This window comes from Sulfuricurvum sp. (genome assembly GCF_028688295.1).
Classification (GTDB): Bacteria; Campylobacterota; Campylobacteria; order Campylobacterales; family Sulfurimonadaceae; genus Sulfuricurvum.
In genome coordinates, this window is record NZ_JAQTYM010000001.1 from 1 (window position 1) to 25,070 (window position 25,070).

Sequence of the window (25,070 nt, forward strand, 5' to 3'; positions counted from 1 at the left end):
CATATTCAGCATCATCGGGGTGGAGCATCGCTTTCCATGTTTCGATGGAGCTATGATACTCATTCTCCGTGTAACCGATAATCTCTAGCCACCGTTTTGAGACATACGTTGTATTATTTTGAATATTATATTCCCAAATGCCGTCTTCGGAAGAGCTGATGGCAAATTTAAGCCGTCTAAACTCTAGTGCATCTTCATTGTTTATGCAATCTTTGTTCGGTAACAAGGAGATTTCATTATCCATTTGCTCCTCCGCAAAAAACAAAAAATATTATTAGTAAATATGATAGCACATTTTTTAGAGTTTTATTGTGAAGTGCTGGAAAAATACTCTAAAGCTCTTTTGGCACTGATCTTTTGATTCACAATAGGAGAGGGATAATTTTTTAGAACTAACGCACTTAACTTCTCTTCCTGATAAAGTACTTTGGGCGGGATTGTTGCTAACTGAGGAAGCCATTTGTAGAGATAAGAGGCTTCTTTGTCAAATTTTTTACTTTGGGTATAGGGGTTAAAAATACGAAAATAAGGCTGAGGATCCACCCCTGTACCTGCACTCCATTGCCACGAGAGGATATTAGAACTTGCGTCATAATCGTTGAGATGCTGAGCAAAAAATGCTTCTCCCCATTGCCACGGGAGTAAAAGGTTCTTGGTAAAAAAAGAGGCGGTGATCATCCTAACACGATTGTGCATTTCACCGGTTGTCAGGAGTTCACGTACCCCCGCATCGATAATGGGAACTCCAGTTTGAGCATTGCAAAACGCTTCGTAATATGCATCATTCGGAACTCCTTTGAATGGATAGCGAAAATTGCGCTCGCTTAAGTGTGGAAAATGGTATAGAAGCATCGCATAAAACTCTCGAAAGATAAGCTCTCGAAAAAATGGTTCAGTATCGATTCCTGATTTTTTTTGAGTTAGCATCCAGCGTAAAACCGCACGGATTGAAATGGTGCCAAACCGCAAATCGGCACTTAATTGCGAAGTTGCATCAAGTTCCATAAAATCACGATTTTTAGAATAACTGTTAATAGAGCGAGTAAAAGAGTCGAGCTTTACCAATGGTAACGTGCATAGCTTACGCGGAAGTATTTGGGATTCAAATCCTATTGCTTTAAGTGTAAGCAAAGTCATAGTTACATGATCCTCATGAATGATATGTAAATGGGTGTAATCACACGCGATTAACGTTTGTGTTTCTTGAAGATGGCATCGCATGTGCTCAGGGCTAAAGAGGATTTTTACACGGTTGTAAAAAGGGGTAAAAACCAAATAAGGGGTACCGTCACTTTTAAGCACTTCATCGGGGCTAAAAATATAGGTATCGTGTTGAAGATTAAAAGGGAGTAAATGAGAGACTTCAAGGTCTCGCTTTAGCGCATAAGCATCATAATCACCAGAGGCACAGACTTCATCATAATAATCATGTGATAAAAGCCACTTAAATACCTCCGTCGGCTTTCCATAAAAAATAGCCAGATCGAGCCCTAAATCTTGGAGCGATTTTTTGAGATTAAGGAGTGTATTATAAATGAAAGTGACGCGCCGATCGTTGCTTGAGAGTTTTGAGAGTATTTCGGTATCGAAAATGAAAATAGGTAAAACTTCCCCCTTGAGGCTAAGGAGGGGATTGTCTTCAACACGAAGATCACGACGAAACCATAATATCCGTTTCATCCGCTACTTTCCTGCATTTAAATGTGAACGTAGTGCCAAGGTTTTAGGATAAGGGGTTAAAAAAGTTTGATCAAGAAGATAGGTTGTGTTGTATTTTTGCGCGTAAAGGGCTAGGGTTGAGAGGGGGACGATCAGGGGAATGATTTTTTCGGCATAATCACTAATGTGCAGATGAAGGGTCTCTTTTTCAGTTTTTGTTAGGTCATTTTTAAAAAATCCAGCCATGTGTTCCAAGACATTTCGGTTTTTTTTGATCGAACTTTTAGAAGAGATAGCGGTTTTGAATCCAAGCTCATAGAGTGCTAATCGGCTCTCCAGTGTACTATCATCACGATTAGCGACCACGTTTCCTAACTCTCGATAAAGTTTTTCATTTTTTGCTTGAAGCATAAATTTATTGATTGTATGAAACCGTACTAAATCGCCGATAGAGGGAGCAGAAGCTTTAAACTTTTCATACGAATCGTAGGCGAAGAGTTGCATGACAAAATTTTCTCTCAGCCACGGATCTTGAAGGCGCCCCTCCTCTTCCATAGGGAGCAGCGGATAGCGTTCTTTACACATCGATACGAACACGCCATCTTCTTTCCCCTCACAAAAACCGTTTTCAAGATAAACTTTGGCACTTCCCATCCCGCAGCTCGGAGATTTGGATTTAAAAATGATTCCTGATAAATGGTGATGAGAAAGATTGATTATTTCATCGTTGCTGGTTTGAACGAGTCGCTGGGTTAAATCAACACCGTCTTTATTCGATTGAACATGAATAATATTTTCTTGATTGACTAAGCGGATAGAAGGGCGAGGGGTGCCAAAGGCTAAGTGCTCCGGGCAAAAAGGGACAAAATCAGTAAATTTACCCAATTCATCCGTGATGAAATGATCATGCTTATGTCCACCGTCAAAACGTATTTTTTCACCTAATAAACACGATGATACTGCAATCTTCATATACTCTCCATCTCACAATAGTTTTTTCTGCTAGGACAAGCGATACGGGCTTATAGTCTACACAGTGTATCACATCAAGGAAAGTATAGAGTGATTCAAATAATATTAGTACCTTTTTTTTGACACACTATGATTATTTTCGGAGTTCTTGAGAAATTTTTTCAAGGTGATTTTTAGGGTTTTGTTTTGTTAGTTGTTTTGGTTTTTCATTTGCGGGGAGGACAAATGCAAGAAGAATAAAGATAAGACTAAATACAATACCGCTTAGAAGAGCAAGTATTATTTTTAGCTTTTCATCATTCATAATTCTCTCCAAGTGGTATCAATTGGAATATTATACACTATTTCTATTAGGAGAGTTTTCCAGAAGAGAGGAGACGATTGACGACATCCATGTTTTTCATAACACGATTGTAATAAGGACGGTTGACCATTCCACCGTTGTATCCGCTGATAGCATAGAAATGATCCAACCGTTGATTTTGGAGTAAAACAAGATAATGGGTAGCGATTTGAGCGGAAAGTTTGATATCTCCTAACAAACGCCCGGCAAGCTGTACATCACTAAGAGTATTTAGCCAGCGTAATTTTTTGACATTTTTAGAGACATGGCGTGCGGTAGCAACTTGAATTTGCATCGGTCCCAAAGAAGCTTTGGTAAATGATTTTTTATGTTTGAAATCACCGATCGTATTTTTTCCAGCACTGCTCTCCGTTAAACAAATTGCACTTAGTGTATTTTCATAGGTTTTGCCGTTTCGATCTGGAATCGATTTCGCGACGTCACGAACCGTTTGTAATACGTTGAGTTGTTTAGGGGTCATTGAATCACCAAAAAGTGATAACGCTAGTAGCAGTGGTAGGAAAAGAAATCTCAAATTTGCACCTCGATTTTGGAATATGAAATTTTAGGGTACTAGAGAGGATATAGCAATGGTGTGACCTTTCTAAATGAATCAGTTAAGAAAATGTAATAGAAAATAGGGGTATGCTACCAACTGGTGGGAAAGCTATGTTTAAGTTTAGGCCATAATATCGGTTTATTATGTTCTAAAATGTTGAAATATTTACCATAGCTTTAAGTTTCAAGGTAAAAAGTTTTCTAAAAGTAGTAAAAAAAAAGGTAAAAAAAGCACTCATGAGTAAAAATGAAACATTTTTTGTCCGATTATTTAGTGTGATAATTTTACTTACCCCTTTGTACGGTGAAATAACCGTAGGATTGTTATTATCCAATCACAATAATTCAAAGCAAACTCTTTTGAATAAAAATACCTATGTCGAGTGTAAACCGTTTGGGATTATTAACTTAGATCAAATGATAATCAACGGTGCAAATCCAAAAGAGTGCCAAGACGAAATAGAACATTTTTATCGTTCACATCCATCTGATCGACACTTCGCAAAAGAAAATTTGCATCTACAGCAATCCTATCATTACGAGTTAATTAAAGAGGGGTGTGTACTTTATGCAAATGCAGCTGAGAGTTACAGCGAAATGATGCTGCGTCTAGGGATAGCACTTATAGATCGGAATTTTGATAACAAGGAGTGGAACGGCAGACTGAAAAAAGCTCAAAGCGGGGCAGAAAAAGGAAAAGTCGGATTGCACGATACGTTAATCAAGAAGTTTTGTATTAAAGAAGAAAAGTAACCTTAAGTGTCGTCTTGTGAAGTGAGATATACCCAATATTCTTTATGACTTTTTCCTTGATCGAGAAAGTAGAGTTGCAAGATAGCAACACGATAAAGGGTGATGAGCATTTTAGCAAAAGGGACGGCAAGTGAGAGTGAAAGCCACCATGGCTGTTCACGATCACCTTTTGACATCATCATCTCTTCGACTCCGATATTGTTACTGAGATAAAGACCAAACGCGATAGAAAAGACAAAATTTAAAATAAGTCCAAAAATGGCGTAGGCAAAAATATCTTGAGAGCCGAAATCGATCATAGTTGATTACTCTTTATAGTTTTTAATAGCATCTTCGAGGATTTTCGTTGCAGATGCTTTGTCCTCAAACCCTTTTACTTTTACCCATTTACCTGGTTCAAGCATTTTGTAGGTTTCGAAAAAGTTTTTGATTTTTGCTAACGTGTGTTGCGGAATATCGCCTAAATCTTGAATCTCTTCAAACGTAGGGTCAATTTTAGAGGTTGGAACCGCGAGAAGTTTTTCATCGATACCGCTCTCATCTTCCATGATCAATACACCGACAAGACGACAGTTGGTAACACACCCCTCAACCATAGGGTATTCAGTCAGGATCAAGATGTCCGCAGGGTCACCGTCTTGAGAAAGAGTTTTGTTTACAAAGCCGTAGTTTGCAGGATAATACATTGCTGAGTGCATTACGCGATCAAGGACTAACGCACCGCTCTCTTTTTCCACTTCATATTTTATGTTTGATCCGCATGCGATTTCAATAATCGCTTTAACTTTATCCGGGTTTTCGCCGTAACCGATTTTATTTAAATCCATAAGAATACCTCTTTCTCTTTTTAATGATGGGATTGTAGCCAATCAAATTTTAAAAATAGCGTAGGGTAACATCTTTTTAACAATAATTGTTTATCTGCCAAGCGGTAAATATTTTTTAAACAGGAATCAGGTAAAATCTGCGCGTTACGATTTGATTACATTAAAAGGATCACGTGTGTTTTTTGAAAGTGTCAAAATTATGCTTCTTGGGATGGGTACAGTATTTACGTTCTTAATTATTATGAACTATTTGACTCAGTTTATGTCCAAGATAATATTGAAATATGCTCCTGAAGCGCCGAAAGCTCCTGAACCGACTCCAAGAGCACAAGCTAAACGCAGTGATGATAAAGCGAAAGTTGCGGCTATCGCAGCGGCAATTCACCATCATCAAACTACTCAAAACTAGGAATCAAAATGGCCAAAAAATACATTGATATTATGGATACGACATTCCGTGACGGATTTCAATCCGTTTTTGGCGGACGTGTCCTTATGGAAGATTTCTTTCCTGCTGTCGAAGCGGCAAAAGAAGCGGGAATCACCCATTTTGAATTTGGCGGCGGTGCACGTTTTCAAAGTCTATTCTTTTATCTAAATGAAAATGCGTTTGATATGATGGATCGTTTTCGCGCTATCGTAGGGCCGGAAGCAAATCTTCAAACGTTAGCACGCGGTGTAAATACCGTTATGCTTGATACCGGAAGCCGTGAATTAGTCGATTTGCATGCCAAAATGTTTAAAAAGCATGGAACAACTACTATCCGTAACTTTGATGCTCTTAATGATGTTGAGAATCTTAAATATTCGGGTGAACGTATTGCACACCATGGCTTGAAACATGAAATCGTTGTTACGTTGATGGATCTTCCTGCCGGGTGTGAGGGGGCGCATGATGTTGCTTTCTATGAGCGTACATTACGCGAAATTCTGGATTCCGGTATTCCTTACAACTCTATTTGTTTTAAAGATGCGAGCGGAACCTCTAGTCCTCACAAAATCCATGAAACGATTAAAATGGCGCGTCGTCTTGTTCCTGAGGGGACCCATTTACGTCTTCACACTCATGAAACTGCGGGTGTGAGTGTTGCAGCGTATCTCGCCGCACTAGATGCAGGGATTGACGGTATCGATATGGCAGCTGCTCCGGTGAGCGGCGGTACATCACAACCGGATATTTTGACGATGCTTCATGCGACCAAAGGGATGAACTACGATTTGGGCGGATTAGAACTTGAAAAAATTCTTACCTATGAAGATGTTCTTCAAGATTGTTTGAAAGACTACTTCATGCCGCCGGAAGCGACACAGGTTTCACCTTTGATCCCTTTCTCACCAATGCCGGGTGGTGCGTTGACGGCTAATACCCAAATGATGCGTGATAACAACATTTTGGATCGTTATCCTGAAGTAATTCGTGCAATGCGTGAAGTGGTAGAAAAAGGGGGATACGGTACTTCAGTAACTCCGGTATCTCAATTTTATTTTCAACAAGCACTTAACAATGCATTGATGGGGCCATGGAAAAAAATCGCTCCGGGTTATGGACGTATGGTACTTGGATATTTTGGTAAAACTCCGGTTTCTCCGGACGCTGAAATCGTCCGTATTGCCTCTGAGCAGCTCGCGCTAGCACCGACAAACGAAAAAGCAATCGATCTTGCCGATAAAGATGAGACAAAATCAATCGCTTTCTGGACAAAACGTCTTGAAAACGAAGGGATTGCTGTGAATGATGAAAATATTTTTATTGCGGCATCATGTGATGAAAAAGGGATCACCTTCCTAAAAGGGGAAGCTGAACTCAATGTTCGAAAAAACATCCCCGAAGCGGTAGTACCAGCGGGGCACGCACCAATACCAATCAAATCAGAAGGAAATAAAACAATGCCAAATGCGAATGGAAACTACACGGTTGTAGTAGACGGTCAAAAATACAATGTGCAAATCGCGGCAGGCAATGTCGATGTTCAAGTTGTTCCTCATGTCGCAACCGCTGCTGAAGCACGCGATGAATTACCGGTTGCTGAAGGTGCAGAAGTGCGCGCAATGCTTCCCGGTTCAGTTTTTAAAGTGCTAGCTGAAGCGGGAACAGTAGTTAATGAAGGGGATAAAATCATGATCCTCGAATCGATGAAAATGGAGATTGATATCGTAGCCCCATGCAACGGTGTTATTCAAAGCATTCTTGTTCGCCCGAATGATAAAGTAATCGAGGGTCAAGCTCTCGCAGTCGTAGGATAAGCAGCCGATGAAAAGTATTTTATATTCTTTAATTGCAGTATGGATGTTTTCAACTTCTGCAATGGCGACTGATGTGGCAACTTCGGCTACTGCGGTAGAGGTTAATGCAACTTCTCATCATGCAGCAGCATCAACTCATCGTGAAGAGACATACACCCCTCAAAGTGCGTCTCAAATGATGGAAAGCTTTTATCAAACTACCGGTATCAATGCACTGATGAATCCAAAAGAGGGTGTTTTAACCTCTCATGGTGAGCCGATGAGCGATTTCCACCAAACGTGGGGACGCATTATCATGTTTATGATCACCTTTTTGTTGTTTTACCTTGCAATTGCAAAAGATTTTGAACCGCTCTTGCTTCTTCCAATCGCTTTTGGAGGTCTTTTAGCCAATATTCCTATTGCGGACATTGCAGGACCTCAAGGATTTTTGGGGATTATCTATAGCATGGGGATTGAGAGTGGATTGTTTCCGCTCTTAATTTTTATGGGGGTTGGCGCGATGACCGATTTTGGTCCTTTGCTGGCAAATCCTAAGCTCTCCCTATTAGGTGGCGCGGCTCAGTTTGGTATCTTTGGAACATTGGTGGGGGCGTATGCACTCAGTCAATACACAACCGTATTTGATTTTACCCTTCAGCAATCTGCGGCGATCAGTATCATCGGTGGAGCGGATGGCCCGACGTCGATCTTTATTGCGACGGCATTGGCACCTGAGCTTCTTGGGGCGATTGCGGTCGCATCGTATTCGTATATGGCGCTGGTACCGATTATCCAACCTCCGATTATGAAAGCGTTGACCACTCCGGCTGAGCGTAAAATTCGTATGCGTACATTACGTCACGTTAGCCGTTTGGAAAAACTTGTTTTCCCATTGATCGTCTTGATGTTGGTTGTTTTGATCTTGCCGGATGCGGCTCCATTGGTTGGGGCATTTGCTTTGGGTAATTTCTTTAAAGAATCCGGCGTTGTAGATCGTCTTAGTGATACGATGCAAAATGCTTTGATCAACATTGTTACAATTTTCTTAGGTCTCGGTGTTGGATCAAAGCTCGCTTCCGATCAGTTTTTGGTTGTCGATACATTGGCGATTTTGATTCTTGGTCTTTTGGCGTTCTCTGCAGGTACAGCTGCTGGGGTATTGATGGCGAAATTTATGAACCTTTTCAGTGCAGAGAAAATTAATCCATTGATTGGTTCAGCCGGTGTTTCTGCGGTTCCAATGGCGGCACGTGTTTCGCATAAAGAGGGGATGAAAGAAGATCCTACAAACATGCTATTGATGCATGCAATGGGTCCTAATGTTGCAGGAGTTATCGGTTCAGCCGTAGCTGCTGGGGTTATGATCGCATTATTTAAGTAAACTATCCCTCAACCTCTTATCGAGGTTGAGTTTTATCACGCGTTATCTTCCAATTAAACGTATTTCCATATCATTCATTTTCTCTACAATCAACGGTAAAATATTTTCACTTTTAGTTTTGTCGATAAAGCCATCAGCACCTAAATTGGCTGCTTCTCTTTTATTATTATCCCCTGTCATGGAACTATTGACGATAATCGGGATTGCTTTTGTTTCAGGATTGCCTTTAAGGCGCTGAATAACGGTAAAACCTGACATTTCAGGCATTTCAATGTCGGTGATAATGGCGGGGATAGATGAGGGGTTTGGATGTCGCGCAATAAACTCAATCATATCTTTACCATTATTGAAAATTTGATAGCTGATGTGTGCGTGTTCGAAAATTTGTCTTAAATGACGTTGTGCCGTTTTAGAATCTTCAGCAATCAAGACGACACCGTTTTTGAGTTTTGCGGGGATAGTAATTCCAGCAAGTGAGTTGGTTGCCGATTCAACATTCACCATCGCTTGAGGGATGACTTCAGCGAGAAGTTTTTCATAATCAAGAACTAAACATAAACTTCCATCATCGAGACGGGTATCATTGATCACCAGACCATCATCACCGAGTCGGTAGCTATCGGGTGAGTGCATTTCATTCCAGTTCTTTTTAATGACACGATAAGCGTACATAATACGAATACCGATAATAATACCGTTGAAATCACAAATCAAAAGATTCGATGATTTACGGTTTGCGTCTTCAAGTTCTACACCGAGCCATCGTGGAAGATTAAGAATGGGGATTTGCATTTCACGTAAAACGATTGTACCTTCCAATAAAGGATTAGCACCCGGAATTTGTGTGAGATGATGACGTTTCGCTTCAACAACTTCACGTGTTTTAAAAACGTTAATCGCGTAATACGGGGACGATTCTGCAGCATCAATTTTAAAAACCAAAAGCTGTACTTCATTATTTTTAGCTAAGTTGGTCGCGGCATCGACATGTTCTAAAAGAGACATAGTAACCTCGGGTTATTTATATTTGTTTATCATATCCTATTCGAGAGATTTTTTTACTAAAAACTAAAGGGTGGTGACTGTAAAATAGCGATAAAATCTCTACAAGGGGCATGAGTGCGTCTATTAATCGTTATCTTAATCGTATTGAGCACAAGTTATGCCAAAGAATACTATGCAAAAGCAGAGCCTTATGAGATATTAAATGTCACCTCCAACGTCTCTGCTGAAGTTCTTTATACCGATAGCGCGAGTCAAGGAAAAGTGTTGGGGAAAAAGTCCTATATTGTAATGGATGATAAACTCGATAAAGTGGAATTACAAAGTGTTGAATCCAAAATAAACGCTCTTCAAAAGACACTCGAACATAATCGCCAAATGGGAGAGAATTATCAACAAATTATTGAGATGAAACAAGCAAATTTTGATCGGATCAAAGAGCTAAAAATTAAATCAGCGGTTGAAAAAGATCGAGAATATTTTGATCTTATCAACAGCCGTAATTCGCTGTTGAGTATTCAAAAAGAGATTGAGTCTCTTAATATTTCGCTAGGTGACCTCAAACTTCGCCGCTCACAGCTACAAAAAAGTATTGTGGACAAGCATCTAAGTGCACCGGGCTATGTCTTGTATCAGCTCTCGATCAAACCTTCAGCTTTCGTGAATCCGGGTACACCTCTAGCGCAGATTGCTGATGTGCGTAAAGCGAAATTGACGGTGTACCTTAGCGCTTCGGAGGTTTCGGAGGTTCAACATAAAAAGATTTATTTGAATGGGGTAAAAAGTCCCTATAAAATTGATCGATTATGGAAAATCGCTGATGCATCAAAACTTTCCAGTTATCGTGCAGAGATTTTGATTGTCCCTCCGGCACAATTTTCACAATTGATCAAAGTAGAATTCAAATGATGTTAACAACTGCCTGTCCGCTTGATTGCTATGATGCTTGCCGCATTGTAATCGATGAACATACAAAGCTCAAAGGGGATAAAACTCATCCCGTGACACGCGGCTATTTGTGCCCGAATCTCAACCATTTTCATGAACAAAAACGGCTTATCACTCCGAGATTAAACGGCGAAATTGTAACGATGGATGAAGCACTTGAAGCGTTGATAGGAGCCATGAAAAGCGGCAAAAGTAATTCCATTTTGTATTATCGAGGTTCTGGGAATGTGGGGTTGCTACAGCGTTCAACAGAGCACTTTTTTGCTTCGATTAATGCAGTAGGCACCTCAGGTTCACTGTGTGATAGTGCCGGAGAAGCCGGTATTTTACGTGGACGTGGAAGCAATGAAATCATAACCCCTCAGATGCTCAAAAGTACGGAAACTGTCATTTTTTGGGGACGTAACCCCCATACGACGCATAGCCATCTTTTGCCGTTTTTAGAGGGAAAAAATATCATTGTGATCGATCCTATCCAAACTGAGATGGCCAAAAAAGCAGATTTACACATCCAAATCAAGCCTCATTGTGATCTCCATCTCGCACTTTTATTGAGCCGTTTTGCAATCATCGAGGGGTTACAAGATGAAGAATTTTTGGAAGCACATGCGAGTGAGTATAATAGTTTTTATGAATTAAGCCAAACCCTAAGAATCAAAACAACTTTGGAAGCGATTGACGTTAGTTTAGGGCAAATAGGTGCCGTTTTGGATCTGATACGTGGGAAAAAGTGTGTTATCTTCGTTGGTGTCGGTGTCCAAAAATATCGTAACGGAGCTGATATTCTTCATGCCATTGACAGCTTTGCGGCTATTATGGGACTTTTTGGCAAAGAGGGGTGCGGTGTCAGCTATTTGGGGGATTCTTTAAAGGGGATTGAACTTCCGTTTAAAAAAATAGCTCATCGCGTGAGTAAGGCAACTGTTGATTTTTCAAAGTATAATTGTGTTTTCGTTCAAGGGGGTAATCCGCTCTCTCAGATGCCTGCAACCACAAGAGTAAAAGCCTCTTTTGAAAATGCAGGATTCAAAGTCTATTTTGGTCTTTATGAGAATGAAACCTCTTTAGCTTCGGATTTAGTGATTCCGGCAAAAACATTTTTGGAAAAAAATGATTTTCGCAGTTCGTATGGAGACTACACGTTTCAAGAGATGCCACGATTAGTTGAGTGTGAGATAGGGATTAGTGAATATGATCTAGCACTTTCGTTGTGTGAAGCGTTTGGAGAAGTGTTGGTGAGTGAGGAAACGTGTAGGGCAAAGCTTCGAGAGCAGATGGAGATTTCTGAGGGGGTAGGGTATCGTTTGAATGCCCCTAAGATCCCTTATGAAACAGGATTTGAAAACGGAGTATTTGAATTTTCGGATGAGCTTGATTTGGAGATTGACAAGAGTGAAGGGTTTCATTTGATAACGTCAAAACATCCAAAAGGGCTCAACTCACAATTCTATCAAGCCAAGGGAGTCTATATGCACCCTGAAGCCGGTTTTGAAGAGGGGATAACCGTAGAGCTTACGAGCAAATCAGGATCGGTTGATATGCTCGTGTATCATGATAGGCGGTTGCGGAATGATTGTGTATTGATCTATTCGGGGACACCGGATGCGAATGTAATCACTCCCGCACTCTTGAGTTATGAGGGTGAGGGAGCAGTCTATCAAGAAACTAAAATAAAGGTAACAAAAAAATGATGAATAATTTTGAAAATTACGTATTGCCTACATACGGGCGACAAAAGATCAGTTTTGAAAAAGGGAAAAATGCCCTATTGTTTGATAATGAAGGAAAAGAGTATATCGATTTTGCCGCAGGAATTGCCGTGTGCAGTGTCGGACACGCCAATGAACGCCTCAATAAGGCAATATGCGATCAAGTGAATAAAGTAATTCATGTCTCTAACCTCTATTACATTGAACCGCAAGGCGAATGTGCGCGCAGAGTCGTTGAATTGAGCGGTTATGACATGAAGTGTTTTTTTGGAAACAGCGGTGCTGAAGCAAATGAGGGGGCGATTAAAATCGCTCGAAAATACGGAGAGGTTGAAGGACAGGCGAAGCGTTATAAAATCATCACCCTTGATCACTCATTCCACGGACGTACGATCACGGCACTGAAAGCGACAGGACAAGAGTCGATGCATAACTATTTCGGACCGTTTCCGGATGGGTTTGTGTATGCTAAAAATATTGATGAAATCGAATCGTTGATCGATGATCATACCGTAGCGGTTATGATCGAATTGGTTCAAGGTGAGGGCGGTGTTCAGCCACAAGATCGTGCAAAAGTTCAAGCATTAGCGCAGATGCTAAAATCACGTGACATTTTGCTGATGGTGGATGAAGTCCAAACGGGCATCTATCGCACAGGCGAATTTTTGGCTTCTAACCTTTATGAGATTGAACCTGATGTCATTACTTTGGCAAAGGGTCTTGGCGGCGGAGTTCCGATCGGTGTGGTTATGACCTCTAAAAAAGATATTTTTGCCCCCGGTGATCACGGTTCGACTTTCGGGGGGAACTACCTCTCCTGTGCAGCGGCGAATGAAGTGCTTGATATTCTCTCAGAGATCAAAGAGAGTGGGGTACTGGATGAACACCTCCTTTATTTTGAAAAAGCATTAGCTAAATTTGCTTCGTCTCATCCTGCTATCTTTTTAGAGCATGTTGGATTGGGAATGATGCGCGGTCTTCGTGTTGTGGATGCAGATACCCTTGGTAAAATCATCAATGCTGCACGTGAGGCCGGAGTTATTGTTTTAAAAGCGGGACGTAATACGCTCCGTTTTCTCCCTCCGCTGACGATCACCAAAGGAGATATTGATGAAGGGTTTACACGTCTTGAAAAAGCGATGGCTTCTTTGTAGTCTCTTTGTCGGATATTCGTTAACAGCGGGAGAGACGCTCCTCTCTACTTTAAAAGAGGAGCAGTTTGCCCTTGATTATCGAACCTCTGAGCTCCAAAGTGATATGCTTCGAGATTCATGGATTGAACCGTTGATGCTTCGTTATACGTACACGAAAAGTGATCAATACGACAGTGATGGGACAACTCAAAATACGATAGTATCTATTGATCAACCGATTTTTCGCAGCGGCGGTATTTACTATGGGATTAAATTTGCCGAGGCATCACGACGTTATTCAGATCTTTCGATTGATGCAGCACGACAGAAGCTGATCAAGGAGGCTGTATCTTTGCTGATGCAAATACGCCAAAGCGATTTGCGACTTGCTAAGCAAGAACTTTTGATCTCAAATGCAGGGCTGAACCTCGAACTTAAAACCGAGAGCTATCTTCATGGTGAACTCGATTCGGGCTTTTTGGATAATGCGATTATAGAGAAAAATGTGCTCACCCAAACGCTGTACGATACTCAAACGCTTCGAGAACGTCTTATCAGTGCTTATGAGAGCATCAGTGACGCTCCCCATCAAACAACGCCGATTCCTAATCTAAAATGGCTTGGGGCAGAGACATTTGAATCGGAAGCGATTGATTTAGCCCTTTCTCGCAGTGAGATCGAAAAGAATCGATGGAATGCAAACATGACAAGGGCTAAATATCTTCCACAGATAAATGTAAACGCTTCATATAACCGCAACAAGATCGAAGATTCTAAATTTGCCGGAATGCCGGGGAGCATTTCGGTTGAAAGCAATTATCAGACGTATGGTTTGAGTGCGTCGATGCCGATTGCATTGAATACTTTTCGTGATTTGGAAGTTTCTCGTATCGAAACTTTGAAATCGACCATTATGATGAATGATAAAAAGAGGGAGCTTAAAGCACTCTATCAACAAGTAAGTCATAATCTCAATAACAGCAAAAAAAAGATTCTTTTGGCAGAAGATAACCAAAAACTTTACGAAAAGCTTCTACGAGATACGGAGGAGCTTTTTAAGGCAGGATATAAAACAGAGTACGATGTGAAAATGCTTTCGAACTCAGCAAAAATTCAAGAGCTTGAGAAAGCGATTATTGAGCTGGATACGCAACTTGAACTGCTAAATTTGTATGAAAAGGTGAACCGTGCGATTTAGTGACTACATGCATGAGTGGCTTTATGGAGCAGAGGGGTACTACGCCTCGTATCATCCTATCGGGAAAAAGGGTGATTTTTATACGGCTGTAAGTACTTCGAAATTTTTTGGCGGGACAATCGCTAAACATATCATCAAACGTCTGGATGATGGTTTCCTACGTCCAGATTCGTTAATTTGTGAGATTGGTGCCCATCATGGCTACTTGTTAGCGGACATTATCGAATTTATCCATACGCTTCGTCCGCAATTACTCCAGACCCTTCGTTTTGGGATCAATGAACGGTTTGAGCATCTTCGTAGTGCCCAAAGATCGTATTTCGAAGAATCTTTTGGCAATGCTGTACACTTAGAGCACTACAATGAGCTCTCAGAAATACGTGAAGAATCGATTTTTTTTATTGCTAATGAAATTTTTGATGCATTTAGCTGTGAACTTTTTTATAAAGGGAACATCGCACACGTTGAGAACCATGAGATTCTTTTCGAGGAAAATGATCCTAAAATAACACAATTGGCCGAAAAATATAAGCAAGATCGAGGTGAGATCGCGATAGGCTACGAATCGTTTGCCATGGCGATGAAAAACACCGCTAAAAAATTTGAATTTATGAGTTTTGATTACGGAGAACTGAGCGCACGGAGTGATTTTTCGATTCGTGTCTATCAAGAACATCAAACCTTCCCTTTGTTTGATGATGTACTTAATCGTACTGATGCTTTCGGTAAAACGGACATTACCTATGATGTCAACTTTACCCACGTAAAAGATGCATTTTTGGAAGCAGGAATTGAATGTATTCAGTATTCTACTCAGTTGGTTGCGCTGATTGAGATGGGTATCTTAGATTTATTAGCGATGCTCAAAGAACATGCAGGGGATGATATTTATGCCCAAGAACTTGAAAAAGTAAAAATATTAATCACCCCTTCGTTGATGGGGGAGCGATTTAAGATGATACGCTTTGTAAAGGAGTAATCGATGCGTTTGATGGGAATGATCCTTTTGGTGAGTAATTTTCTGTATGCGGGAATATTGCACGATTGTGCCTTTGAGGGAAATCTGGATAAACTCAAAAAGCATTTGGAAACAAACAAAAATGTGGATGAGCAAAATGGCGCAGGACTCAGCGCACTACATGTCGCGATTAAAATGTCTGACCTGAAAATTGCGCAAGTATTACTTGACAACGGTGCAGATATTAACGCGCAAGATTTTCAGGGCAATACCGCTTTGATCTTAGCGGTAAAGAAAAAAGATTTGGAACTTGTGACGTTTGTAGTGATGCGTAAAGCGGATGTAAATCTCGCTAATAACGACGGTATCACTCCCCTTCATCAAGCCGCGTTCAGTTCCAATGAAAAGGTGGTTGATTTTTTGCTCAAAGCACACGCCGATCCTCATTTGAAAAACAATGACGGTGCAACCGCGTACGATTTTGCAATGGCAAAGAAAAATTTCGCCATCGCTCAACTTATTAAAATGTCGATGTAGGAGTAATGATGCAGATCAAAGTAAACGGTGAAATGAGAGAGATGGCAGAAGGATCAAGTATGCTTGATCTCATTCGATCATTAGGTTTAGAAGAACGCGTAATGGCTTCAGCGCTTAATATGGAGATTGTGAAACAAGATGGATGGAAAGATGCACGCTTAAAAGAGGGTGATACGATAGAGTTGCTCGATTTTGTCGGGGGAGGGTGATTACCCCTCTAACATCTCAACCATTTTTTGATATTTAGTCTTTAGTATTAGATACTCTTTGTTTAAATCTTCATACGCTTTTTTATAATCGATTTCAGATTCTTCGTTTTGAATATTGTGTGACTCATGTTGAGTATTTGCCGATAAAGCCTTAATAACGATATAGGTCACCTCTTTGCCATTTTCCTCTTTAACAACGGTAGGTAATTCGCCATTCATGGTCTTTTTGATTACGCTAAAGATACTGGTACGGTATGTGGATGCGTATTTTTGGATACTCATGAGTTCTGGTGTTTGCATGGTTTTGCCTTACTTAGGATCGTTGGAGTGCTACGACGGCGATAGCGTAATCACCATCATGGGTGATAGATACCGAGGTATCGGTAATAGAAAAATACTCCATTACTTTAGGCGTGAGGTTTAGTATCGGAGCGCCTTTGGGTGTTTTTGAAATGATGATATCGTGGAATCCGCATTCGGCTCCAATACCGCATCCCAGTGCTTTTGAACACGCCTCTTTGGCAGCCCAAAAGCCTGCAGCACTACGAGGATTGTTAATTAACACTATTTCATTTTCAGATAAAAATTTACGGAGACCTCGGTCGCCGAAACGTTCTATAAAACGTTTCATCCGATCGAGTTTAATGAGGTCGATGCCGATCATTGCACCACAAAGTCAGTGAAGTAAACATTTTTAACTTTTCCATCTTTGAGGCGCATATTAAGCTCATTGACCAATTGCTCTTTGAGTTTCTCTTTTCCCTTGATGGTTGAGATCTCTTCAAGTGATTTTGAACTTAAAATACGGATGATTACATCTCGGAAAACAGGTTTTTTGGTATCGAGCTCAGGTGACAATTCTTCACCTTCTAGCTCTAAATTCATTTCTACTTTCAGATAGCGTTTACCACTTTCACTTAAAAGATTAACGGTGAATCCATCAAGAGGATACATGAGACCTACTTCAGTTAATGACGAATCACTTGGTTCCGCATCTTCTTTAGGTGCATCTGCTGAGGCTTCTTGTTGTGTAGGAGCACCATTAGTTGCAGCGGGTTCTTCATTTCCCATCATTAAAAATGCGACAACCGCACCAATGACCAAAATTAAAAACAAAACACCAATAATAATGATTAATAAAAGATTGGATTTTTTCTTTTCTCCACCCTCGGTACTTATTTCTTCTTTTTCTTCTTTATCGGCCATCCATAGCTCCTCGGTACAAGTAGTTTGGTTATTGTAGCGCGAAACTTTTGAATTTTGGTTTGATTTGGCTAAACTTACTCCAAGAAAAGAAGGAAAATTTATGCTAGTGACATTTTTAGGGTATGTTGGTCGGCCGTTTCTCCATTTTTACGATGTAATTGAGCGTTTCGGTTTTTTTATTTTATTTCAATTTTCTCTTTTTAAACTCTATCCATTAGCGTTTAAACGGTACAAAATCGTATTAACTCAGATCGAAGTGATCGGTCTTGGGTGTATGGGCGTTGTTACGTTGACCGCCCTTTTTACCGGTATGGTTGAAGCGATCCAACTTTATGATGGATTTCATCAGTTTGGTATTGAAAATTTTATCGGCTATACCATTTTCCTTTCTATTACGAAAGAGCTTGGCCCTGTTTTTGCTTCGTTGATGTTGATTTCCCGCTCTATTAGTGCGATGGCAGCGGAGCTTGGGACGATGCGGGTGAGCGAACAGATCGATGCAATTGATATTTTAGGGGTAGATTCAAAAGAGTATTTGATCACGCCTCGTATTATTGCAACGGTTATCTCATTGCCTTTGTTAGTTATTTGGTTTGACTTTATCGCCATCGGCTCAGCGTATGTAATTTCAACCGGTGTTTTGGGGATTAATCCAATAGCGTATCAAGAGACATTGATGCGCTTAGGTGAGTTTAATGACATCATGACAGGTGTCATAAAAGCGGCGGTCTTTGGGTTTATTGTCAGCTCAATCGGGAGTTATATTGGCTATCACACTAGTGGTGGAGCGCGTGGTGTCGGACAATCGACGATTTACGCCGTTGTCTATTCCGCCGTAGCTATTTTTATTACCAACTATTTTTTATCATCGCTCTTTTTGTATTTAGATATTTAGAAAACCATTATTCCCCAAGTTCACTGAGCGGTCGGAATTGGTAGGTATCCGGATCATAATATTCGATGCCACCTGTCTCGATATCGTAGTACCATCCATGGATAAAGAGTTTATCTTCATCAACCAATTTTTTAACGTAAGGGTACGTAAGAAGGTTTTCGATTTGGGTGATGATGGAGAGATGCTCTGTCGCACGGTATAAATCTTCTTTGAGAGCATTACCCCCCAGTGCAAGCATTGCCATTGATTTTGCTTTTTCACCCAAGGTGAGCCATTTTGCTGTGTGTACCATGGTAGTATCACAACTGTTTTTGTAAAGGGCTTCGATAGCTCCGCAGTGTGAATGTCCGCAGATAATTATTTCAGAGACTTCCAATACACCTACGGCGTATTCGATCCCTGCAGCTGTTGAGTGAAAATCTTCATCGGGTTTGTAGGGTGCAACAAAGTTACCAACGTTGCGAATGACAAACAAATCTCCCGGATTGGACTGGACAATTAAATCGGGGATGACGCGAGAATCAGAACAACCGATAAAAAGAGCACGAGGATTTTGTCCCTCTTTTACAAGATTTAAAAGTTGTGTTTCATGCTTTTTAAAATAGGTTTTTTGAAAGGTTTCATTTCCTTCCGCAAATTCTTTGAGTCTTTGAGTGCTCTGATCAGAGGCACTGGCACTTAATGACACTGTTCAATTCCTAATTTTTTAATGATCGCTTCAAAAACATTTCCGCCTTCACGATCACAATCATCATGATATTCGATAGTAACCATACGTTTGCCACCAGTAACATCCCCGCCGTAGATATTTGGCGATATAGAACATAATGGGGTGCACATTGTGATTGCTTCCTCGATCATTTGGTGTTCCTCTTCGGTAGAGTAAGCCAACGAGAGTTTGGAATAACGCTCTTCAGATTTATGATCGGCAAAAATAGAACATACTGGCATAAAATATCCTTAGGTTATGATGGGTTTATTATACGAAATTTTAGGTTAAAACCACTCCAAAAGTTTACTCACTTCATCAATTTCGTAACATTTGATTGCTGTTTTCTCAATTGGTTTTTTTGGAATTAATGCTTTAGTGATTTGTTGAGAAGCAGCCTCTTTAAGCCGCTGATCAAGCTGATAAACCTCTCGAATATCACCAACAAGGGAGACTTCGCCGATAAACACCGTCTCTTTGGAGATGGCACGGTTGCGGAAACTGCTGATGATGGCGGCGAGAATCGCTAAATCGGCGGAGGTTTCGGTGATTTTGATTCCTCCCGTGATATTAATAAAAACATCATAGCTGTTGAGCGGTATTTCGAGTTTTCGCTCTAGTAGTGCGAGAAGCATATTGAGGCGATTGTTCTCAAATCCTGTCGCTTGTCGTTTTGGGTTAGGAGCATGGGTGTCACTTACCAGTGCTTGCACTTCGAGAACGATGGGGCGAGTCCCCTCCATGATAACGGTGAGGGCGGAACCGCTTTGGGATTTAGTGCGGTTAAAAAAGCGCGATGAGAGATCTTTTGCCGAGACCAGACCGTCGTGACGCATCTCGAATACCCCGATTTCGCTCGTAGGTCCGAAACGGTTTTTAAATCCACGCAAAATTCGCAGTTCATGTCCGCTGTCCCCTTCGAAATAGAGGACGACATCGACCATGTGCTCCAAAACGCGCGGCCCTGCGATGGAGCCCTCTTTGGTGATGTGCCCGATGATGAAGATAGCGATGCGACGTTCTTTGGCGATACGCATCAGATCAAAGGTGATCTGTCGTACCTGCGTCACCGATCCGGGTGCAGAAGCGATGGTTTCGGAATAGAGGGTTTGGATCGAGTCGATGATAATGCACTCATAAGCGCGTTCATGCAGTTCGGCAAGAACTTGTTCTAGTCGTATCTCGGCGAGGAGATAGAGGTTATCGACATTGGCTCCCAGACGATTCGCTCGAAGTTTAATCTGCCCTTCGCTCTCCTCTCCTGATACGTAGAGGACGTTGCGGCGCTGCTTTGCTAGGTTTGAGCCGATTTTCAGAAGCAGGGTTGATTTCCCGACCCCTGGACTCCCGCCGATGAGCACCAGTGAACCGGGAACAACACCCCCTCCGAGAACCATATCCAGCTCGGCATCGTCACTGCTGAAGCGTTCGGTATGTTCTTCGACGATCTGAGTAATCTCTTTGGCTTTTACACCGCCTGATGGGGAAGAAGAAGAGGTGAGTTTGATGGTCTCTTGTTGTTGTTCACTTAGTTCGACAAAACTATCCCAGCCGCCACAGTTGGTACATTTACCCATCCATTTTGGGGTAGTGAACCCGCAGTTTTGACATTCAAAGAGGACGTTTTTTTTCTTTGCCATTATTTGTTGGATTCTTCCCCAAAAATAGCATCCAAAATCCCATCCACAAACTCGTATTTGTTAAACGGTATTAAATGCTCCGGCTGTTCACCGACTCCGATGTAGAGAATTGGGAGGGAGAGGGCGTAGGCGATAGAGAATACTGATCCCCCTTTTGCGGTGCCATCGAGTTTGGTGATAATTATTCCATCGACTCCTACCATCTCATTAAAGGCTTTGGCTTGGGCAATCGCCGAAGAGCCCTGTGTTCCATCTAGGATTAGGATTTTGTGGTGTGGTGAGCCTGTATGCGCTTTATCACAGATACGGACGATTTTTTTGAGCTCATTCCCGAGGTTTGTTTGGGTATGGAGCCGTCCGGCAGTATCAATGATAACTTGTTCAAACCCTCGTGCTTTTGCCGATTCAATGGTGTCGTAGGCAACGGCGCTTGGATCATGGCCCTGACGAGAAGAGATGATCGGAACATCCAGTTTATCCGCCCATCTTGTGAGCTGTTCGATAGCAGCGGCACGGAAAGTATCTCCCGCGCCGAGGATAACACGCTCACCGTTGTTGAGGTGATGTTGCGCAAGTTTCGCAATGGTAGTGGTTTTACCTGCACCGTTGACACCGATGATAAGGCTAACCGTTGGTTTCTCGGGATTATCGGGGAGGGTGTTTTGTGCATAACTGAGAGTTGCGAGGAGTTTGGAACGGAGTTGCTCGCGGGTAATATTATCTTGATACAGTTCTCGGAGGATGATTTCAACGAGATCGTATTCAACGTCGGCTTCGAGGAGGATATTTTCAAGATCATCTTTGCTAATGGTCGCTTTTTTCTCAGGGATAATGGTACTGATCGCCTCGAGTGTTTTTTGAAGTCCTTTCTTGATAAAACTGAACATCTTTATTTTCCTAAAGCGGTAGCAATATCGTGATCGATGATCTCTTCGTGTGTCGCACCGGCATAGTGGGTGACATATTCGCCATTTTTATATAAAACCATCAAAGGGATCGGAAATTGTTGTCCTACACCGATGGTTGATGCGATGGCACGTGCAAGCTCTTTGTTATCAGCTTTGTTGGAGATGAGGTAATCGCCCCCCTTGTTTTTTTCACGAAACGCATCCAAATCGGCATTACTTTTGTCCTCTTCGATCGTTATACCCATGATAATCAAATCTTCTCCGTATTTTTTCTGCAAATTACCGAGATGTTTTGCTTCGGCTTGACATGGTGGGCACCATGTGGCAAAGATATCAAACAATACGACTTTATCTTCACCCACATCGAGGGTGAAGTTAGTCCCCTTTTTTTCTACATTATAGCTTTTGCCTTGGGTATCCATGAGGGCAAAGTTCGCTGTTGAAACCATCGCTTCATCGGAAGATTCTTCTCCACAACCTTGAAACAAGAGGGTGAGAGAGAGTAAAGGGATTAGAAGTGTTGAAAAACGCATCAATGTTGACCTTTAATAAGATAAAATTAGAGAGATTATAACAAAGCAAAGGTAAAAAGTGTCCAAAAGCGATTTTAGAGCCGATTGTTTGAAGCAGCTGAAGGGTCTTAACCCCAGTACAAAATACTCTCGTGATGCAAGAATACGTGCTACATTAGAGACGATATTGAGACAATTTCCTTTTAATCGCATATTGTTATTTTGGCCGATGGGTTTTGAAGCGGATATCCGAAAAACGATAAAATTACTACGCCATACAAAAGAAGTATATTTACCGTTTATGGATGGCGTCAGTTTCAAAATGGTACCATTGAGATACCCGTTGGAACGTAAGACTTTTGGGATTTATGAGCCTCGGGATTCGTATAGAAAATATAATTTAATAGATGTAGCTATTGTCCCTGTTGTAGGGGTAGACGGGTCATTGCGCCGAGTAGGTTTCGGCAAAGGGATGTATGATCGATTTTTTCCGACCCTGAAAACGAAACCATTTACGATTTTTATTCAATCATGCGCGTGTCAAACGATGCAAAATGTATGTGATGATTATGATGTGCAAGGAGACCTGCTCATTACCCCTCAAGGGGTTCAGGGCATGAGGAAAACCAATGTTAGAAAGCCTTCTAGTCGGTGGCGCAGTCGCCATCATCAGCGGGTTGGTCGGATTTTTAATTTCAAAAAAGATTACCGCAGGGCAATTTGATCTTTATTTAGAACAAGCCAAAGCAAAAGCAAAAGCGATTGAAAATGAAGCACATTTGATTCTAGAACGTGCTTCCCTGAGATCACGTGAGATCGAAAAAGAGGCGCAAAAACACTACGATGAGACGTATGATCAGGTCAAAAAAGATCTCTCAACGCGTGAAGAAAAAATCGTACGTTCTGAGCGAGAGTTTGAACTGCTTCGTCAAAACGAAGAAGAAAAAATAGCATTAGAGCGATCTAACGTTGAAAATCGGCGTATCAATGTAGAACGTAACGAACGTGCTTTAGAGAAATTAAAAGAAGACTACCGCCAAAAAAGTGAACAAATCAAGGTGATCGTAGAACAACGTGCCGGACTATCGGCACAGGAAGCTAAAACGATTCTTTTAGAACAAGTACGTGAAGATGCCCGTTTAGAGTTAGCGCACCAAATGCGCGAGCTTGAGGATCAATCCAAAGAGCAGCTCAAACGTAAAGCAAATTATATTTTAGCGCAGGCAACGTCACGGTTTGCGGGAGAGTATGCCGCAGAGCGGCTGATTAGTGTTATTCACCTCGATGATGATGAGCTTAAAGGGCGTATTATCGGGAAAGAGGGGCGTAATATTAAAGCGTTAGAGATGGTGAGCGGAGTCGATATTATCATCGATGAGACACCGAATGCGATTATCGTGAGTTCCTTTAATCTCTATCGCCGTGCTATCGCAACCAAAACGATTGAACTTTTAGTTCAAGATGGACGTATTCAACCTGCAAGGATTGAAGAGGTATACCAAAAAGTATGCGATGAATTTGATGAAGCGATGACCCGCGAAGGGGAAGAGATTGTTCTGGATTTAGGGATAGGGGGTATCCATCCTGAACTGATGAAACTGATCGGTCGTCTCAAATACCGCTCCAGTTACGGACAAAATGCGCTGGCGCATACGCTCGAAGTAGCTCATTTAGCCGGAATTATGGCTGCTGAGATGGGAGGAGATGTGAAGCTCGCCCGCCGTGCAGGATTACTGCATGATATCGGTAAAACACTTACCCAAGAAAACGGTGGAAACCATGTTGATATCGGGGCAGAGTTATGCCGTCGATATAATGAAGATCCAGTGGTGATTAACGCTATTTATGCCCATCACGGGCATGAAGAGATTAAAAGTATCGAATGTGCGGCGGTATGTGCAGCTGATACCCTATCAGCTGCCCGTCCGGGTGCTCGCAGGGAAGTGTTGGAGAGTTTCTTACGCCGGGTAAGTGAGATCGAAGAGATCGCCACTCAAAAAGCAGGGGTTAAACAAGCCTACGCGATCAATGCGGGGCGTGAAGTACGGGTTATCGTGAGTGCACAAAGTGTCAATGATGATGAGACGGTATTGATCGCCCGAGAGATTGCCGATGAGATTTCTCAAAAAGTGCAGTTTCCGGGTGAAATTAAAGTAAGTGTTATCCGCGAGAGTCGAGCGGTTGAATACGCTCGTTAAAAAGACTAAGGGGTAATCCTCTTAGTCTTGGTCGATTGCTATCGCAATCATCCCTCGTAAATCTCCCATTTTATACCCTATCGCTTTATCGTCTGGATAGGTCGCCTTGACTGCTTTCGCTAATTCCCCTTCGATATTTCCATGACATTTCAAACACGCTTCATTATTGATCACAATCGGTTTATAAAACATGATGGTGCTGTCCGATACATTAACGAGTTTTTGAGCAGGGAGAGGTTGACCATTTTTAACCAGATTATCCCATTCATTTAAAAGAGCTGTTTCGACTTTGTTGGCTTTATTGACCGGATTGCGATTGTTGATACTAATGCGTTTGATGGATGTTTTTGATTCTTTGGCTATTTGTTCAGTGAGGGTGAGGGCATTTTGAGAGCAAAAATGGAGTGCCACCATCGGGCCGCCGGTCTGCATTTGGCTTTTGAGCTCACCGCCGAGTTTTTGGAGTAATGCGTTGGAAATCTGATTCCCTTTTAGGGTTGCTTGTTCCTCTACTGAGGGTGACGCGATCAAAAGCGTGGAAGCGAGCGTGAGAGGAATGACGAAAAAACGTCTCATTATTATATCCTTA

31 protein-coding genes are annotated in these 25,070 nt (G+C 41.6%); 14 read left to right on the forward strand and 17 right to left on the reverse strand.

Annotation, left to right across the window (positions count from 1 at the left end; genetic code table 11):
• From PHR02_RS00005 to PHR02_RS00025, 5 genes are all read right to left on the reverse strand, one after another.
• A partial coding sequence (locus tag PHR02_RS00005; RefSeq protein WP_299987147.1) for a PAS domain-containing protein occupies window positions 1-244 on the reverse strand: 244 nt, incomplete at its 3' end.
• Between the two features lie 62 nt (window positions 245-306).
• The gene (locus tag PHR02_RS00010; RefSeq protein ID WP_299987150.1) at window positions 307-1,680 is read right to left on the reverse strand and encodes a deoxyribodipyrimidine photo-lyase; all 1,374 of its coding nucleotides are present in this window, start codon (window positions 1,678-1,680) and stop codon (window positions 307-309) included.
• Between the two features lie 3 nt (window positions 1,681-1,683).
• The gene (locus PHR02_RS00015; RefSeq protein WP_299987153.1) at window positions 1,684-2,631 is read right to left on the reverse strand and encodes a DUF523 and DUF1722 domain-containing protein; all 948 of its coding nucleotides are present in this window, start codon (window positions 2,629-2,631) and stop codon (window positions 1,684-1,686) included.
• A 133-nt stretch (window positions 2,632-2,764) separates the two neighbouring features.
• Window positions 2,765-2,935: a hypothetical protein gene (locus PHR02_RS00020; RefSeq protein ID WP_299987156.1), complete on the reverse strand. Its 171-nt coding sequence runs from the start codon at window positions 2,933-2,935 to the stop codon at window positions 2,765-2,767.
• A gap of 46 nt (window positions 2,936-2,981) precedes the next feature.
• A complete protein-coding gene (locus tag PHR02_RS00025) occupies window positions 2,982-3,509 on the reverse strand; it encodes a transglycosylase SLT domain-containing protein (protein WP_299987158.1) in 528 nt (175 codons plus the stop codon).
• A gap of 260 nt (window positions 3,510-3,769) precedes the next feature.
• On the opposite strand from PHR02_RS00025, the gene PHR02_RS00030 reads away from it, so the two are divergent.
• On the forward strand, window positions 3,770-4,285 hold the full coding sequence (locus tag PHR02_RS00030) for a hypothetical protein (RefSeq protein ID WP_299987160.1): 516 nt from the start codon (window positions 3,770-3,772) through the stop codon (window positions 4,283-4,285).
• A gap of 2 nt (window positions 4,286-4,287) precedes the next feature.
• Here the strand turns inward: PHR02_RS00030 and PHR02_RS00035 are convergent, their stop codons facing one another.
• Complete coding sequence (locus PHR02_RS00035) at window positions 4,288-4,584, reverse strand: hypothetical protein (protein WP_299987163.1); 297 nt, start codon at window positions 4,582-4,584, stop codon at window positions 4,288-4,290.
• A gap of 6 nt (window positions 4,585-4,590) precedes the next feature.
• Window positions 4,591-5,112 carry an inorganic diphosphatase gene (gene ppa, locus PHR02_RS00040; protein ID WP_299987166.1) on the reverse strand — a complete coding sequence of 174 codons (522 nt, stop codon included), beginning with the start codon at window positions 5,110-5,112 and terminating at the stop codon, window positions 4,591-4,593.
• Between the two features lie 175 nt (window positions 5,113-5,287).
• Here ppa and PHR02_RS00045 point away from each other — a divergent pair, with 175 nt between their 5' ends.
• From PHR02_RS00045 to PHR02_RS00055, 3 genes are read left to right on the forward strand one after another with little or no spacing between them, the layout of a single operon-like run.
• The gene (locus tag PHR02_RS00045; RefSeq protein WP_299987169.1) at window positions 5,288-5,521 is read left to right on the forward strand and encodes an OadG family protein; all 234 of its coding nucleotides are present in this window, start codon (window positions 5,288-5,290) and stop codon (window positions 5,519-5,521) included.
• Between the two features lie 8 nt (window positions 5,522-5,529).
• A complete protein-coding gene (locus tag PHR02_RS00050; RefSeq protein ID WP_299987171.1) occupies window positions 5,530-7,356 on the forward strand; it encodes a biotin/lipoyl-containing protein in 1,827 nt (608 codons plus the stop codon).
• Window positions 7,357-7,363: 7 nt separating this feature from the next.
• Window positions 7,364-8,719 (forward strand): sodium ion-translocating decarboxylase subunit beta, encoded by a 1,356-nt coding sequence (locus PHR02_RS00055; protein WP_299987174.1) that lies wholly within the window; start codon window positions 7,364-7,366, stop codon window positions 8,717-8,719.
• Between the two features lie 42 nt (window positions 8,720-8,761).
• Here PHR02_RS00055 and PHR02_RS00060 read toward each other — a convergent pair whose 3' ends face one another.
• Window positions 8,762-9,724, reverse strand: coding sequence for a chemotaxis protein (locus tag PHR02_RS00060; RefSeq protein ID WP_299987177.1), 963 nt, complete (start codon window positions 9,722-9,724; stop codon window positions 8,762-8,764).
• A 114-nt stretch (window positions 9,725-9,838) separates the two neighbouring features.
• Here PHR02_RS00060 and PHR02_RS00065 point away from each other — a divergent pair, with 114 nt between their 5' ends.
• Genes PHR02_RS00065 through thiS form a run of 7 tightly spaced genes read left to right on the forward strand, consistent with a single transcriptional unit; the run spans window position 9,839 to window position 16,413 of the window.
• Window positions 9,839-10,630: an HlyD family secretion protein gene (locus tag PHR02_RS00065; protein WP_299987180.1), complete on the forward strand. Its 792-nt coding sequence runs from the start codon at window positions 9,839-9,841 to the stop codon at window positions 10,628-10,630.
• Window positions 10,627-12,360, forward strand: a complete 1,734-nt coding sequence (locus PHR02_RS00070; RefSeq protein WP_299987182.1) for a molybdopterin-dependent oxidoreductase — start codon at window positions 10,627-10,629, stop codon at window positions 12,358-12,360. The genes PHR02_RS00065 and PHR02_RS00070 overlap by 4 nt, the downstream gene beginning before the upstream one ends.
• A complete protein-coding gene (locus tag PHR02_RS00075; RefSeq protein WP_299987184.1) occupies window positions 12,360-13,532 on the forward strand; it encodes an aspartate aminotransferase family protein in 1,173 nt (390 codons plus the stop codon). Before PHR02_RS00070 ends, PHR02_RS00075 begins: the two co-directional genes overlap by 1 nt.
• On the forward strand, window positions 13,489-14,709 hold the full coding sequence (locus PHR02_RS00080) for a TolC family protein (RefSeq protein WP_299987186.1): 1,221 nt from the start codon (window positions 13,489-13,491) through the stop codon (window positions 14,707-14,709). The genes PHR02_RS00075 and PHR02_RS00080 overlap by 44 nt, the downstream gene beginning before the upstream one ends.
• Window positions 14,699-15,688, forward strand: coding sequence for an SAM-dependent methyltransferase (locus PHR02_RS00085; RefSeq protein WP_299987189.1), 990 nt, complete (start codon window positions 14,699-14,701; stop codon window positions 15,686-15,688). The genes PHR02_RS00080 and PHR02_RS00085 overlap by 11 nt, the downstream gene beginning before the upstream one ends.
• 3 nt (window positions 15,689-15,691) lie before the next feature.
• Window positions 15,692-16,204, forward strand: a complete 513-nt coding sequence (locus PHR02_RS00090) for an ankyrin repeat domain-containing protein (protein WP_299987191.1) — start codon at window positions 15,692-15,694, stop codon at window positions 16,202-16,204.
• An 8-nt stretch (window positions 16,205-16,212) separates the two neighbouring features.
• Window positions 16,213-16,413, forward strand: a complete 201-nt coding sequence (thiS, locus tag PHR02_RS00095; RefSeq protein WP_299987193.1) for a sulfur carrier protein ThiS — start codon at window positions 16,213-16,215, stop codon at window positions 16,411-16,413.
• Here the strand turns inward: thiS and PHR02_RS00100 are convergent, their stop codons facing one another.
• The 3 genes from PHR02_RS00100 to fliL are packed head-to-tail and all read right to left on the reverse strand — an operon-like array spanning window position 16,414 to window position 17,619.
• Window positions 16,414-16,713, reverse strand: a complete 300-nt coding sequence (locus PHR02_RS00100) for a hypothetical protein (RefSeq protein ID WP_299987196.1) — start codon at window positions 16,711-16,713, stop codon at window positions 16,414-16,416.
• A 13-nt stretch (window positions 16,714-16,726) separates the two neighbouring features.
• Entirely contained in the window at window positions 16,727-17,077 is a 351-nt protein-coding gene (acpS, locus tag PHR02_RS00105) for a holo-ACP synthase (RefSeq protein WP_299987199.1), read from the reverse strand.
• Window positions 17,074-17,619: a flagellar basal body-associated protein FliL gene (gene fliL, locus PHR02_RS00110; RefSeq protein ID WP_299987202.1), complete on the reverse strand. Its 546-nt coding sequence runs from the start codon at window positions 17,617-17,619 to the stop codon at window positions 17,074-17,076. Before fliL ends, acpS begins: the two co-directional genes overlap by 4 nt.
• A 100-nt stretch (window positions 17,620-17,719) precedes the next feature.
• Between fliL and PHR02_RS00115 the strand changes: the two genes are divergently transcribed.
• Complete coding sequence (locus PHR02_RS00115; protein ID WP_299987205.1) at window positions 17,720-18,514, forward strand: ABC transporter permease; 795 nt, start codon at window positions 17,720-17,722, stop codon at window positions 18,512-18,514.
• A gap of 7 nt (window positions 18,515-18,521) precedes the next feature.
• Here PHR02_RS00115 and PHR02_RS00120 read toward each other — a convergent pair whose 3' ends face one another.
• The 5 genes from PHR02_RS00120 to PHR02_RS00140 are packed head-to-tail and all read right to left on the reverse strand — an operon-like array spanning window position 18,522 to window position 22,304.
• Window positions 18,522-19,202, reverse strand: a complete 681-nt coding sequence (locus PHR02_RS00120) for a carbonic anhydrase (RefSeq protein ID WP_299987208.1) — start codon at window positions 19,200-19,202, stop codon at window positions 18,522-18,524.
• A complete protein-coding gene (locus tag PHR02_RS00125; RefSeq protein WP_299987212.1) occupies window positions 19,193-19,465 on the reverse strand; it encodes a hypothetical protein in 273 nt (90 codons plus the stop codon). Before PHR02_RS00125 ends, PHR02_RS00120 begins: the two co-directional genes overlap by 10 nt.
• A gap of 45 nt (window positions 19,466-19,510) precedes the next feature.
• Window positions 19,511-20,863, reverse strand: coding sequence for a DNA repair protein RadA (gene radA / locus PHR02_RS00130; protein ID WP_299987215.1), 1,353 nt, complete (start codon window positions 20,861-20,863; stop codon window positions 19,511-19,513).
• Window positions 20,863-21,750, reverse strand: a complete 888-nt coding sequence (gene ftsY / locus PHR02_RS00135) for a signal recognition particle-docking protein FtsY (RefSeq protein WP_299987218.1) — start codon at window positions 21,748-21,750, stop codon at window positions 20,863-20,865. The genes radA and ftsY overlap by 1 nt, the downstream gene beginning before the upstream one ends.
• Window positions 21,751-21,752: 2 nt before the next feature.
• Window positions 21,753-22,304 (reverse strand): TlpA disulfide reductase family protein, encoded by a 552-nt coding sequence (locus PHR02_RS00140; RefSeq protein WP_299987221.1) that lies wholly within the window; start codon window positions 22,302-22,304, stop codon window positions 21,753-21,755.
• 58 nt (window positions 22,305-22,362) lie between these two features.
• On the opposite strand from PHR02_RS00140, the gene PHR02_RS00145 reads away from it, so the two are divergent.
• Window positions 22,363-23,007 (forward strand): 5-formyltetrahydrofolate cyclo-ligase, encoded by a 645-nt coding sequence (locus PHR02_RS00145; protein WP_299987224.1) that lies wholly within the window; start codon window positions 22,363-22,365, stop codon window positions 23,005-23,007.
• Window positions 22,913-24,481: a ribonuclease Y gene (gene rny, locus PHR02_RS00150; protein ID WP_299987226.1), complete on the forward strand. Its 1,569-nt coding sequence runs from the start codon at window positions 22,913-22,915 to the stop codon at window positions 24,479-24,481. The genes PHR02_RS00145 and rny overlap by 95 nt, the downstream gene beginning before the upstream one ends.
• Window positions 24,482-24,502: 21 nt before the next feature.
• Here rny and PHR02_RS00155 read toward each other — a convergent pair whose 3' ends face one another.
• Window positions 24,503-25,057 carry a DUF3365 domain-containing protein gene (locus tag PHR02_RS00155; RefSeq protein ID WP_299987229.1) on the reverse strand — a complete coding sequence of 185 codons (555 nt, stop codon included), beginning with the start codon at window positions 25,055-25,057 and terminating at the stop codon, window positions 24,503-24,505.
• Window positions 25,058-25,070: the final 13 nt, after the last annotated feature.

What these genes read in the sequence shown, in the direction of transcription:
- PHR02_RS00010 (WP_299987150.1), bottom strand. Translation starts at nt 1,680, where the DNA reads ATGAAACGGATATTATGGTTTCGTCGTGATCTTCGTGTTGAAGACAAT.
- PHR02_RS00015 (WP_299987153.1), bottom strand. Translation starts at nt 2,631, where the DNA reads ATGAAGATTGCAGTATCATCGTGTTTATTAGGTGAAAAAATACGTTTT.
- PHR02_RS00020 (WP_299987156.1), bottom strand. Translation starts at nt 2,935, where the DNA reads ATGAATGATGAAAAGCTAAAAATAATACTTGCTCTTCTAAGCGGTATT.
- PHR02_RS00030 (WP_299987160.1), top strand. Translation starts at nt 3,770, where the DNA reads ATGAGTAAAAATGAAACATTTTTTGTCCGATTATTTAGTGTGATAATT.
- PHR02_RS00035 (WP_299987163.1), bottom strand. Translation starts at nt 4,584, where the DNA reads ATGATCGATTTCGGCTCTCAAGATATTTTTGCCTACGCCATTTTTGGA.
- ppa (WP_299987166.1), bottom strand. Translation starts at nt 5,112, where the DNA reads ATGGATTTAAATAAAATCGGTTACGGCGAAAACCCGGATAAAGTTAAA.
- PHR02_RS00050 (WP_299987171.1), top strand. Translation starts at nt 5,530, where the DNA reads ATGGCCAAAAAATACATTGATATTATGGATACGACATTCCGTGACGGA.
- PHR02_RS00055 (WP_299987174.1), top strand. Translation starts at nt 7,364, where the DNA reads ATGAAAAGTATTTTATATTCTTTAATTGCAGTATGGATGTTTTCAACT.
- PHR02_RS00060 (WP_299987177.1), bottom strand. Translation starts at nt 9,724, where the DNA reads ATGTCTCTTTTAGAACATGTCGATGCCGCGACCAACTTAGCTAAAAAT.
- PHR02_RS00070 (WP_299987182.1), top strand. Translation starts at nt 10,627, where the DNA reads ATGATGTTAACAACTGCCTGTCCGCTTGATTGCTATGATGCTTGCCGC.
- PHR02_RS00075 (WP_299987184.1), top strand. Translation starts at nt 12,360, where the DNA reads ATGAATAATTTTGAAAATTACGTATTGCCTACATACGGGCGACAAAAG.
- PHR02_RS00080 (WP_299987186.1), top strand. Translation starts at nt 13,489, where the DNA reads ATGAAGGGTTTACACGTCTTGAAAAAGCGATGGCTTCTTTGTAGTCTC.
- PHR02_RS00090 (WP_299987191.1), top strand. Translation starts at nt 15,692, where the DNA reads ATGCGTTTGATGGGAATGATCCTTTTGGTGAGTAATTTTCTGTATGCG.
- thiS (WP_299987193.1), top strand. Translation starts at nt 16,213, where the DNA reads ATGCAGATCAAAGTAAACGGTGAAATGAGAGAGATGGCAGAAGGATCA.
- PHR02_RS00100 (WP_299987196.1), bottom strand. Translation starts at nt 16,713, where the DNA reads ATGCAAACACCAGAACTCATGAGTATCCAAAAATACGCATCCACATAC.
- acpS (WP_299987199.1), bottom strand. Translation starts at nt 17,077, where the DNA reads ATGATCGGCATCGACCTCATTAAACTCGATCGGATGAAACGTTTTATA.
- fliL (WP_299987202.1), bottom strand. Translation starts at nt 17,619, where the DNA reads ATGGCCGATAAAGAAGAAAAAGAAGAAATAAGTACCGAGGGTGGAGAA.
- PHR02_RS00115 (WP_299987205.1), top strand. Translation starts at nt 17,720, where the DNA reads ATGCTAGTGACATTTTTAGGGTATGTTGGTCGGCCGTTTCTCCATTTT.
- PHR02_RS00125 (WP_299987212.1), bottom strand. Translation starts at nt 19,465, where the DNA reads ATGCCAGTATGTTCTATTTTTGCCGATCATAAATCTGAAGAGCGTTAT.
- radA (WP_299987215.1), bottom strand. Translation starts at nt 20,863, where the DNA reads ATGGCAAAGAAAAAAAACGTCCTCTTTGAATGTCAAAACTGCGGGTTC.
- ftsY (WP_299987218.1), bottom strand. Translation starts at nt 21,750, where the DNA reads ATGTTCAGTTTTATCAAGAAAGGACTTCAAAAAACACTCGAGGCGATC.
- PHR02_RS00140 (WP_299987221.1), bottom strand. Translation starts at nt 22,304, where the DNA reads ATGCGTTTTTCAACACTTCTAATCCCTTTACTCTCTCTCACCCTCTTG.
- rny (WP_299987226.1), top strand. Translation starts at nt 22,913, where the DNA reads ATGTTAGAAAGCCTTCTAGTCGGTGGCGCAGTCGCCATCATCAGCGGG.
- PHR02_RS00155 (WP_299987229.1), bottom strand. Translation starts at nt 25,057, where the DNA reads ATGAGACGTTTTTTCGTCATTCCTCTCACGCTCGCTTCCACGCTTTTG.